Genomic DNA, 10,968 nt, shown 5'->3' with positions numbered 1-10,968 from the left:
CCCGGGGACGCTGACCGCTAGGACGCGGTGGGATCCGCGATGCCGATGTACTGCGTGTAGAGGTACTCCTCGATTCCCTCTGAGCCGCCCTCCCGGCCGAGCCCGGACTGCTTGACGCCGCCGAACGGGGCCGCCGCGTTGGAGATGACGCCGGCGTTCAGCCCCATCATCCCGGTGTCGAGACGCTCCCCCATGCGCAGCCCGCGGTTGAGGTCGCGCGTGAAGACATAGGCTACGAGCCCGTATTCGGTGTCGTTGGCCAGCTCAACCGCCTGGTCCTCCGTTGAGAACGTTACGATCGGCGCGACCGGACCGAAGATTTCCTCCTTCAGGATCCGCGACGAGCGGCGAACGTCCTTGAGGACCGTTGGCGCGTAGAAGTAGCCGGGGCCCTCGACCGGAGAGCCGCCGGTCACTGCCTGGGCGCCGTCGGCGAGCGCGTCCGTGACAAGGCCGTGCACCTTGTCGCGGCTCTTGGAATCGATCAGCGGGCCGAGCTTGGAATCGTCCTCGGTGCCGCGCGCTGTCTTCATGTCCGCCATGCGGCTGCCAAGCCGTGACGCAAACTCGTCAGCGATGGATTCGTGGACGATGAAGCGGTTTGCTGCCGTGCAGGCCTCGCCCATGTTGCGCAGCTTTGCCGCCAGCGCTCCGGTGACCGCGGCGTCCAGGTCCGCGTCCTCGAAGACAAGGAACGGTGCGTTGCCGCCGAGTTCCATCGAGGTGCGCAGCACGTTCTTCGAAGCCGCCGCGAGGAGGCTGCGGCCAACGGGTGTGGACCCGGTGAAGGAGAGCTTGCGCAGGCGCGGGTCTTCGACGAGCGGACCGGTCACGCCCTGGGCATCCCTTGTATGGATCACGTTGAGCACCCCGGCGGGCAGCCCGGCCTCCTCCATCACCTGGGCGAACAGCGACGACGTCAACGGCGTGAGGTTCGCAGGCTTGAGCACCATCGTGCAGCCGGCGGCCACCGCGGGGGCCACCTTGCGCGTCGCCATTGCAAGCGGGAAGTTCCACGGGGTGATCAGCAGGCAGGGACCGACGGGTTTCTTCGTCACGAGCAGCCGCGACTTCCCGTCGGGCGCCACGGTGTAGCGTCCTGAAGTGCGCACCGCCTCCTCGGAGAACCACCTGAGGAATTCAGCGCCGTACGCCACCTCGCCGCGCGCCTCGGCGAGGGGCTTGCCCATCTCCAGGGTCATCAGCAGCGCGAAATCGTCGGCCCGCGCGGTGACCAGCTCGAAAGCCCGGCGGAGGATCTCCCCGCGCTCCCGTGGTGCGGTCTTGGCCCAGTCCTCCTGCGCGGCGACGGCGGCATCGAGGGCGGCCGCCCCGTCTTCGGGGCTCGCATCGGCGATCGAGAGCAGCGTCCGGCCGGTGGCCGGATCCTCGATCGGGAAAACCGCGCCGGTTGAGGAGTCCCGCCAGGAACCGTTGATCAGCAGACCCGTGGGAACCTGCGCCAGGAGGTCCTGTTCGCGCTCGACAGTTACAGTCATTTACAACTCCTACAGAAGAAGGGGAACGGTCGCGGTGGCACAGCGGTGCCACGGAGCTCGCAGCTCACGCTAACCCCGCCGCCGCAGGAGTGTCTAGGCGTTCCTGCACCGCAGACACGGCGAAACGTTGGGCACCTGCACAAAAACCGGAGCGCGGGTCACCGGGAGGCGATGACCGCCGCGTAGAGTTCCCGTTTGCTGACCTTCGCGTCTTCGGCAACGGCGCCAACGGCATCCTTGAGCCGGGCGCCGTTGCTCACCAGCTCCTGCACCGCGGCCACATGATCCTCGGGGCGGCTCGGGGGTGCCTCCGGTGCGCCGCCGACGACCACGGCGATCTCTCCGCGCACCTCGCCGTCCTGCGCCCACTCGAGCAGTTCGAGAAGCGACCCGCGCAGCACCTGCTCGTGCATCTTGGTCAGCTCGCGGGCAACAGCGGCAGGTCGCTCGGATCCAAAGGCCTGCCGCAGCGATCGAAGCATCGCTTCGAGCCGGTGGGGCGCCTCGAAAAAGACCATGGTGCGGCGTTCCGCGGCAAGTTCGGTCAGCCGGGTCGAACGCTCCCCCGCCTTACGCGGCAGGAAACCCTCGAAGCAGAACCGGTCGGTGGGCAGCCCCGAGAGCGCGAGCGCGGTGAGGACCGCCGACGGGCCGGGCGCCGCGGTGACATCGATGCCTTCGGCGGCGGCGGCTTCGACGAGCCGGTATCCCGGATCGGAGACTGAGGGCATTCCCGCATCGGTCACCATGAGGACCGTGGCACCCGAGCGGACCTGCTCGAGCAGCTCCGCGGTCCGGATTGCCTCGTTGTGTTCGTGGTAGCTGACGATCCGGCCGCCGACGGCCACGCCCAGCGCGGAAACGAGGCGGTTCAGCCTGCGGGTGTCTTCAGCCGCCACAACGTCGGCGCTCTGCAGGAGCCCGATCAGGCGCTCCGTCGCGTCCCCCACGTTCCCGATCGGCGTCGCGGCGAGCACCACCCTGCCGCGGGAGCTGCCGTCGCCCGCGGTTCCCCGGTAGGCGGTGAAGCCGGGTGCCGGGGCGGACCCGTCCGGAGCGCGCCCGGTTTCGCCCGTTCCGACGCCGGGCTCGGTGCTTTCTGCTGCTGGCTCATCCACCCGACAAGCCTAGCCCTTCGCAGCCCGGCCGGCCCCGCACCGGGCGCCGGCCAGGGCGCGCTTAGTCGGTCGTCACGTCCTTCGTGGAATGGTCGTACTCGAAAGTGACCTTCCCGCCGGGGTGGTGGAGTTCGTGGTCGGGACCGCCCGGAACGCCGAAGGCGCCGTAGTTCTCTACCCAGGACCTGTCGATGGCCACCTTGTATGCGTAGGCGCCCGGCGGCAGGTCGACGGTGATCTTCCACTTCTGCTCGGCGGGGTCGAACACCATCTGCGCCTCGTCGACGTGCGGCGCCCAGTTCTCCGACGCCCCCAGGTGGGAGGCGAAGTTTCCGGCGATCGCAACGGCGGCCGGCTGGCCTTCGCCTGGGGCGGCCTCCTGCGCTGCCGGTCCGGAGCCGGACGCGGAACCCGCCTCAGCGGCGTCGCTGGGAACCGGCGTTCCGGCCGGCACCGGAGTGCCGGAGGGCATCGTCGTACCCGCCGGCACGAGCGGCTCGGCCGGCACCGGTGTTCCCGAGGGGATCGGCGTCCCCGAGGTCATTGCGGCGGTGAATGACTCGACGTCGGGAAAAGCGGCTGCTGCCCGCAGTCCCTCCTCGGTGACGGCCCATCCGCTCCTGCCCTTGACCAGCCATCCGGCCTTCACAAGTTTCGAGGTCGCGGTGGTGAGCGCCTTGAAGCCGCGGGGCACCCCGCCGCTGAGCAGCTCGCTCTCCCGTTCATCGAGCGGCACGCGCGTGATGGCCTCCGAGAGCACCGCGCTGCTGGCGCCGCGGGGCTCGCCCGCCTGCGCCTGCCCTGCCAGGATGTCCAAGACTGCCTTCAACCGGACATTCGTCTTGTCCTGCGGCTTCGTTTTCACAATTGACCTTCCACGTGGCTTCTCTCGGTGCGCAGGGCGGTGCACGGCACCGCCCACGTTCACGCTAGGTTATTTCCGTTGAGTCCTCAATACCGCCCACCGACGCACGGGCGACCTTGCCTCCGCGCGCCACGGTAGTCTAGGCCTATGGGGAACCATCACCACGGACACGGCACCGACCACACGCACCGCGGTCCGCTCGCCGGGGCTTTGGCCCTCACGGTCGCCGTCTTCGTACTCCAGGTCATCGGTGCCGCGTGGACCGGCAGCCTCGCCCTCCTCTTCGATTCGGCGCACGTCTTCACCGACGCCGCAGGGCTGGCGATGGCGCTGACCGCCGCGACCCTGGCAATGCGACCCGCAACGGCCCGGCGCACCTGGGGGTTCCGCAGGGCCGAGGTTGTTGCGGCGATGGCCCAGGCGGGTGTGCTGCTCGTCGTCGGGCTTTACGTGCTTGTCGAGGGAGTCCAGCGGCTGATCACCCCAGTGGACGTTGCCGCACCGGAAATGGTCGTCTTCGGGGTGATCGGCCTGGCGGGCAACCTGGCCGCACTCGGCGTCCTCGCCCGGCACCGCACGGCCAACTTCAACCTGCGGGCGGCATTCCTCGAGGTGGTGAACGACGCCCTCGGGTCGGTGGCGGTGATCGTCGCGGCGGTGGTCATCACGCTGACGGGCTGGATGCGCGCCGACGCGATCGTGGCGCTGCTGATCGGCGCGCTCATCATTCCCCGCACCGTGCGTCTGCTGCATGCGACGGTCAACGTCCTCCTCGAATCGACGCCGGCGGGAATCGACCCGGATGCGGTGCGCTCCCACATTGCGAGGCTTCCCCACGTGACCGATGTCCACGACCTTCACATCACCCAGATCGCGACAGGCCTGCCCGTCCTGACCGCGCACGTTGTGGTCGAGGACGACTGCTATTCGAGCAACAACGCCCACGCCGTGCTCGACCAGCTCCAGGAATGCGTGGTCAGGCATTTCGACCTCAGCATCGAGCACAGCACCTTCCAGATCGAACCCGCCAGCCACCGCCTCCACGAGGACCGCCTGGCCCACTGACGCCGGCGTCAACCTCGTTCGGACGGGAACCGGGCGGCGCTCCCGGTAGCATTGCAGGGTGAGCCACACAGCCCTCCTGGACCCCGGAAAAGCCCCGGGCCGCCCCCGGGCAACCTGGCTCGCTTCCCCCTCGTCCGCCTTCACCCGGCAGGCGCTGCTCCAGCGGCTCCTCGGGGCCGCGCCGCACGGGCCCCTGATGTGGATTCTGCCGGTCGCCATGGCGGTACTTGGCGGGGTGCTCCGCTTCGTTCGGCTTGCCGAACCGGGGTCGCTGATCTTCGACGAGACCTACTACGTCAAGGACGCGTACTCCCTGCTCCAGTCGGGCTACGAACGCGAATGGCCGGAGAACGCCAACGACTCCTTCAACGCCGGCGATCCGTCGGCGATCCTTCCAACGGCCGACTACGTGGTCCACCCGCCCGTCGGGAAGTGGATGATCGCCGCCGGCATGGCGGTCTTCGGTTCGGACAACCCCTTCGGATGGCGGTTCTCGGCAGCCCTGATCGGGACCCTGTCCATCCTGCTGATCGCCGTCGCGGCGGGGCGGCTCTTCGGCTCGCCGATCCTTGGCGGAGCGGCAGGGCTGATCCTCGCCGTCGACGGCCACCACCTCGTCCACTCCCGGACCTCGCTCCTCGACATCTTCCTCTCCTTCTGGATCCTTGCGGCGTTCACCGCGCTGCTGCTCGACAGGGACGCGGCGCGCCGGAGGCTCGCGCTCCTGCTCGGCCGGCACGCGGCCGCGGCGGAAAACGGCGTACCGGCACAGTATCTGCTGCGCTTCGGCCCCTGGCTGGGCATCCGGCCCTGGCGCCTCGTCGCCGGGATCTGCCTCGGGCTCGCGGTGGGCACGAAGTGGTCCGCCCTGCCCTACCTCGCGGCGTTCGGGCTGCTCACCGTGGCCTGGGACCTGAGCGCCCGGCGAATTGCCGGAGTGCGCCGCTGGGCGACGGGTGGGGTGCTGAAGGACGGGTTCCAGGCCTTCGTCTCGATCGTTCCCGTGGCCGCGCTCACCTACCTGGGGACCTGGTCCGGCTGGCTGCTCTCCAAGGACGCGTACGACCGCCAATGGGCGGCGGACAACCCCTCGGAGCAGTGGGGCTGGGTTCCCCCGGCCCTGCGTTCCCTTGCCGAGTACCACCGCAGCGCCTACGAATTCCACAAGGGGCTCGGATCGGACCACCCCTACGAATCGGGTGCCTGGTCCTGGCTGCTCCTTGGACGGCCGACCTCCTTCTTCTATGAAAAGCCGGGCACCGGCGAGGGCTGCCTTGTCGATTCGTGTTCGCAGGCGGTCACGGTGCTCGGCAACCCGGTGATCTGGTGGAGTGCTGCCCTCGCCCTTGGCGTGCTGCTTTTCGCCTGGGCGGGCCGCAGGGACTGGCGGGCCGGCGCAGTCCTCGCCGGCGTCGCCGCTGGCTACCTGCCGTGGTTCCTCTACCCCGAACGCACAATGTTCTACTTCTACGCCGTCGCCTTCGAACCGTTCCTCGTGCTCGGCCTCGTCTACGGCCTTGGGCTCATCCTCGGCCGTCCCGACGACCCGCACCGGCGCAGACGCCGCGGTATTGTGCTCGTGGGGCTTTTCCTTGCCGTCGTCGTCCTGGTCTCCGCCTATTTCCTCCCCGTGTGGACCGCCGAAGTCGTCCCCTACGAGCAGTGGCGGCACCGGATGTGGATCCGCAGCTGGATCTAGGGCACCCCGATCAACCCTCCCGAAAGCGAGTCCCGGTGCGGAAATCGTCAACACACCCCCTGGCCAGCCTGCGCCCGGAAAGCAACATCACCGACCTCCTCCTGCGCCGGCACGCGCTCGCCCCGGACGCGCCGCTGTACGCGGTGCGCACGCCGGGCGGCTGGAACGACATCAGTGCCGAGGCCTTCCTGGCGGAGGTGCGCGGCGTCGCCGCAGGATTGATCGCATCGGGCGTCCGGCCCGGCGACCGGGTGGCCGTGATGTCGGCGACCCGGTACGAATGGACGCTCGCCGACGTCGCAATCTGGTTCGCCGGAGCGGTGACGGTTCCGATCTACGAAACCTCCTCCGCCCACCAGGTGGCATGGATCCTTGAGGACGCCGCGCCAGCGGTCGTCCTGGTCGAGGACGACGACAAGGCCCGTGTGGTGGCCGAAGCGGTCCGTGCCGGCGCCGGCGGGGAACCCCGGGTGTTCCGGCTGAGCCCGTCGGAGCACTCCGCGGGCGCCGGCCTCGAGGACCTGGTCCGGAGCGGGCGCGGCATCAGCCCCGCCCTGATCGAAGAGGCGCGGAGCGCCTGTGGCCTCGACGCCCCCGCGTCGATCGTCTACACCTCGGGCACCACGGGCAACCCCAAGGGCTGCACCATCAGCCACGGGAACTTCGCCCTGTTCGCGGTCAACACCATCGAGTTCCTCCCCGAACTCCTCAAGGCGGAAAACGCCCGCACCCTGATGTTCCTCCCCCTCGCCCACGTCCTTGCCCGGGCGGTGCAGGTCGTCTGCTTTTCGGCAGGGGTCACCCTGGCCCACAGCGGATCGGCCGAGGAACTCCTCGACGACCTCGGCACGTTCCGCCCCACCTTCCTGCTCGCGGTGCCGCGCATCTTCGAAAAGATCCACGCCGGTGCGCGCCAGCGGGCCGCGGCGGCTGGAAAGGGGCGCCTGTTCAACGCGGCGGAGCGCACCGCCGTCGCCTATTCGCGGGCACTCGATGCGAAGGCGCGCGGTGGGCGGGGGCCGTCCCCGGCCCTGCGCGTGGCCCGCGCCGGGTTCGACCGCCTCCTCTACCCCCGGCTGCGTGCCGTGTTCGGCGGCAACCTGACCTACACGATTTCCGGGGCCAGCCCGCTCAGCGAGCACCTCGTCCACTTCTTCAGGGGCGCGGGCATCCTCATCCAGGAGGGGTACGGGCTCACCGAAACCACGGCGCCGTGCACCGTGAACACGGTCGGCTCGACCCGCGTCGGATCGGTGGGCATCGCCATGCCGGGCACTTCACTGCGCATCGACGACGACGGCGAGATCCTGGTGCGCGGAACAGGCGTTTTCGCCGGTTACCACAACAACCCCGCTGCCACGGCTGCGGCCTTCACCGCCGACGGATACTTCCGGACCGGTGACCTCGGTTCCCTGGACGGCGACGGATTCCTGACCATCACGGGCCGCAAGAAGGACCTTCTCGTGACTGCCGGCGGGAAGAACGTCGCCCCCGCCCCGCTTGAGGAGAAGCTGCGTGAACATCGCCTCGTGGCGCACGCCGTCGTGGTGGGCGAAGGGAAACCGTTCGTCGGGGCCCTCCTGACCCTCGACGGGCAGGCGCTCGCCGCCCGGGGGCCAGTGCCCTCCGGGAAACCGTCCACCGATCCGGAGATCCTCGCGGAAGTCCAGGCGGCGGTGGATGCTGCCAACGCAACCGTCTCGAGGGCCGAGCAGATCCGGAGGTTCACCGTGCTGCCCGGGGACTTCAGCGTGGAGGCCGGCCAGCTGACCCCCACCCTCAAGCTCCGGCGCGCCGTGGTGGTGGCGGAGCATCATGACGCCGTCGAGGCGCTCTACCGGGCACCCCGCCCCTGACCCGGGCTCCGCATCAGCAGCGCACGCGGCGGTCGAGGCGGATACTTGAAGGACCTGCCGTCGAATCCCCTCCGGCAGGGCGGCGGCTTCGCAGGGTAGGCGGACGGGCGGGGTGGACAATGGCGCTTTTTCAGGACCGTGTTGAGGCCGGGCGCAGGCTCGGAGAGCGGTTGAGCCACCTGCGCGGCACGCCCGTTGTTGTCCTCGGCCTGCCGCGCGGCGGGGTCCCTGTGGCATACCAGGTCGCCGAGGCGCTGCGGGCGCCTCTCGATGTGATCGTGGTGCGCAAGCTCGGGGTTCCCGCCCAGCCGGAACTGGCAATGGGCGCGATCGGCGAAGACGGTGCCCGGGTGCTTGAGGACCGGGTGCTCGGCGCGGGCCGTATCTCGGAGGCGGAACTGGAGGCAGTGGAGCAGCGTGAACGCCAGGTGCTCTCCGCGCGCACCGCGCTGTTCCGGAGCGGCCGCCGCCGCCGGAACCTCGAGGGGAAGGCGGCACTGATCGTCGATGACGGAATGGCGACCGGCGCCACGGCCAGGGCCGCCTGCAAGGTCGCCCGGGCACTCAGGGCGGCATCGGTGATCTTCGCCGTTCCGGTCGCTCCCGCAGCCGCCCTGCGGCGCCTCGATGACGCCGACGAGGTTTTCTGCCTCGCCTCACCCCGGTTCTTCCGTTCGGTCGGCGAGCACTACAGGGACTTCTCCCCCACGACCGAGAACGAGGTCGTGGCCCTGCTCGACGCCGCGCGGAGCCTTGAGCACCGCTGGACGGCGGAGCAGGACGGCTCGCGCTAGGCCCACGGGCGGGAGCTCCCGGGCGAATTGTCCCGCGCCGTGAATATCCATTTCGGCCTGTCCCGGATCTCGGACATACGCCGGCTTTTCCAATTCCCCGCTGGAGCGAGGGAGTCCAGGGAACGCCGCAGCACGCGGAAAACACTTCACATATTCGTCATATTGTCCGTTGCCCGATCATGAATTCGGGCGCGGCCGCGGAAGGCGTGCGGCAACACCGCCGGAATTGCCCGAATGACGGTGCCGCGGCGTTCCGGAGGGGCCGGTGCCACATCCGAAGTGCCCTTTCAAAAGGGCTGGTTCGGTGATAAAACGAGCGACTAAGCGACGACTGCCGCTTCCCGAAACTTCAGGGAACGCACTGGAAGCGAGAAGGTTTGTTCCCACCGTTACGGGCACCGCCACCGATGGAGGAGCACAATGGGCATCATTTCGTCCGGGTTCAGGGGGCGCAGGGACAAGAACCAGAAGGGCCTGCCGCCGGGCCAGTACAGAACTGACAGCTTCCCGGTCCTCTCGGCGGGCCCCACTCCCCGGGTCGACACCGCCGAGTGGGAATTCAAGATCCTGACAGAAAAGGGAGCAGAGCACCGCTGGACGTGGGAGGAGTTCCAGAACCTCCCTCAGCAGGATGTGACCGTCGACATCCACTGTGTCACGAGCTGGTCGAAATTCGACACCACCTGGAAGGGCGTCTCGCTCGACACCTTCTTCGGGGACGTGGATACCGCCTACAACTACATGATGTTCACGAGCTACGGCGGCTACACGACGAACCTGGCGGTCGAAGATGTCCTCGACGGCAAGGCCTGGGTTGTCCACAAGTTCGACGGCGAGGACATCGCCCCGTCCCACGGCGGCCCGGCCCGCCTGCTGGTGCCCCACCTTTACTTCTGGAAGAGCGCGAAATGGGTCCGGGGACTGCGGATGATGCCCCAGAACGATCCGGGCTTCTGGGAAAGCAATGGCTACAACCTCCACGGCGATCCCTGGCTGGAAGAACGCTACTGGTGAGCCGCTCCTGGCGCACCGCGGACGTCCTCGGCGTTCGGCCGGAGACGGAGTCAGCCACGACCATTCGGCTCCGGTTCCCCGCCCCCGTTGAAGTCACCCCCGGTCAGCACATCGACATCCGCCTGACCGCCCCCGACGGGTACACGGCCGTGCGGTCCTTCTCCCTTGCCGCGCTGCTTCCGCCCGACGAGGTGGAGCTCACCGTGGAGGAGCTCGTCGACGGCGAGGTTTCCCCGTACCTGGTGCGGGAGCTCGTGGCAGGGGAACAGCTCGAGGTGAGGGGGCCGGTGGGCGGCTGGTTCGTCTGGGACCCGGCCGACCCTTCACCGGTCCAGCTGATCGGCGGCGGCTCGGGCGTTGTGCCGCTCATGGCGATGGCCCGCACGCGGCGCGAGGGCGGAATCTCCACTCCTTTCCACCTGCTGTACTCAGCGCGCAGCGAGAAGTCGGTGTTCTACCGGAAGGAGCTCGATATGCTCGCAGCAAGTGCCTCGCCGCTGGTGGTGAAGATCATCTACACGCGCAGCGCGCCGGACGGCCAGCCCGCGGGCCGGCTCACCTCGGAGTCCCTCCTCGCGAACGTCCTGCCCGCGGCGGACAACCCCGCTGTCTTCATCTGCGGGGCCACCGGGTTCGTGGAATCCGCGTCTTCGTGGCTGGTCGAGGCGGGCTATCCACCGGAACGCATCAAAACCGAACGGTATGGCGGAATAGGGGGCGACGGATGACTGTCAACGACGGCCCACGGGCCGGGTATGTGAACGACACCGAACATCTCGACGGCAACGCACTGGCAGGGATGTTTTCGGAGGTTTTTGCCGCCGACCTCACCTCGGCAGTCGGCAGGTGCGCCAACTGCGGGGCTTCGGGGGCGCTCGCAACAACCCACCTCTACCACCGCGCACCCGGGATGACGCTGCGGTGCGCCGGCTGCGGTGCGGTGCTGATGCGGATGTGTGAGATCGGCGAACGGATGGTGCTCGACCTGCGCGGGCTCAGCTACCTGAGCATCGCAAAGCCCTGACGGGGCACTGCCCCGGCTGCCTCAGCAGCAGGCC

Annotated in this window: 10 protein-coding genes; 7 read left to right on the top strand and 3 right to left on the bottom strand. The window is 68.9% G+C overall.

The genetic code is table 11. The features are described from left to right. Positions 1–17: 17 nt before the first annotated feature. The 3 genes from AC4D14_RS11300 to AC4D14_RS11290 all read right to left on the bottom strand — a co-directional run bounded on the left by AC4D14_RS11300 (position 18) and on the right by AC4D14_RS11290 (position 3,482). Positions 18–1,499 (bottom strand): NAD-dependent succinate-semialdehyde dehydrogenase, encoded by a 1,482-nt coding sequence (locus AC4D14_RS11300; RefSeq protein ID WP_490902309.1) that lies wholly within the window; start codon positions 1,497–1,499, stop codon positions 18–20. Positions 1,500–1,657: 158 nt separating this feature from the next. Next, on the bottom strand, positions 1,658–2,479 hold the full coding sequence (gene rsmI, locus AC4D14_RS11295) for a 16S rRNA (cytidine(1402)-2'-O)-methyltransferase (protein ID WP_490902403.1): 822 nt from the start codon (positions 2,477–2,479) through the stop codon (positions 1,658–1,660). A 199-nt stretch (positions 2,480–2,678) separates the two neighbouring features. After that, entirely contained in the window at positions 2,679–3,482 is an 804-nt protein-coding gene (locus AC4D14_RS11290; RefSeq protein WP_490902308.1) for a pullulanase X25 domain-containing protein, read from the bottom strand. A gap of 147 nt (positions 3,483–3,629) precedes the next feature. On the opposite strand from AC4D14_RS11290, the gene AC4D14_RS11285 reads away from it, so the two are divergent. The 7 genes from AC4D14_RS11285 to AC4D14_RS11255 all read left to right on the top strand — a co-directional run bounded on the left by AC4D14_RS11285 (position 3,630) and on the right by AC4D14_RS11255 (position 10,934). Further along, a complete protein-coding gene (locus AC4D14_RS11285; RefSeq protein ID WP_490902307.1) occupies positions 3,630–4,547 on the top strand; it encodes a cation diffusion facilitator family transporter in 918 nt (305 codons plus the stop codon). A 196-nt stretch (positions 4,548–4,743) separates the two neighbouring features. Beyond that, positions 4,744–6,246, top strand: a complete 1,503-nt coding sequence (locus AC4D14_RS11280) for a dolichyl-phosphate-mannose--protein mannosyltransferase (protein ID WP_490902401.1) — start codon at positions 4,744–4,746, stop codon at positions 6,244–6,246. 35 nt (positions 6,247–6,281) lie between these two features. Beyond that, positions 6,282–8,102, top strand: coding sequence for an AMP-dependent synthetase/ligase (locus AC4D14_RS11275; protein WP_490902305.1), 1,821 nt, complete (start codon positions 6,282–6,284; stop codon positions 8,100–8,102). 119 nt (positions 8,103–8,221) lie between these two features. Further along, positions 8,222–8,896, top strand: a complete 675-nt coding sequence (locus tag AC4D14_RS11270; protein WP_490902304.1) for a phosphoribosyltransferase — start codon at positions 8,222–8,224, stop codon at positions 8,894–8,896. Between the two features lie 420 nt (positions 8,897–9,316). Then, positions 9,317–9,910 (top strand): molybdopterin-dependent oxidoreductase, encoded by a 594-nt coding sequence (locus AC4D14_RS11265; protein ID WP_490902303.1) that lies wholly within the window; start codon positions 9,317–9,319, stop codon positions 9,908–9,910. Continuing rightward, entirely contained in the window at positions 9,907–10,638 is a 732-nt protein-coding gene (locus tag AC4D14_RS11260; protein ID WP_490902302.1) for an FAD-binding oxidoreductase, read from the top strand. Before AC4D14_RS11265 ends, AC4D14_RS11260 begins: the two co-directional genes overlap by 4 nt. After that, on the top strand, positions 10,635–10,934 hold the full coding sequence (locus tag AC4D14_RS11255) for a DUF6510 family protein (RefSeq protein ID WP_490902301.1): 300 nt from the start codon (positions 10,635–10,637) through the stop codon (positions 10,932–10,934). The genes AC4D14_RS11260 and AC4D14_RS11255 overlap by 4 nt, the downstream gene beginning before the upstream one ends. Positions 10,935–10,968 lie beyond the last annotated feature (34 nt).

This window comes from Arthrobacter sp. TJ-254 (genome assembly GCF_058269175.1).
Note: the sequence above shows the minus strand (reverse complement) of the source record. Positions and strands in the feature narration are given on the sequence as shown.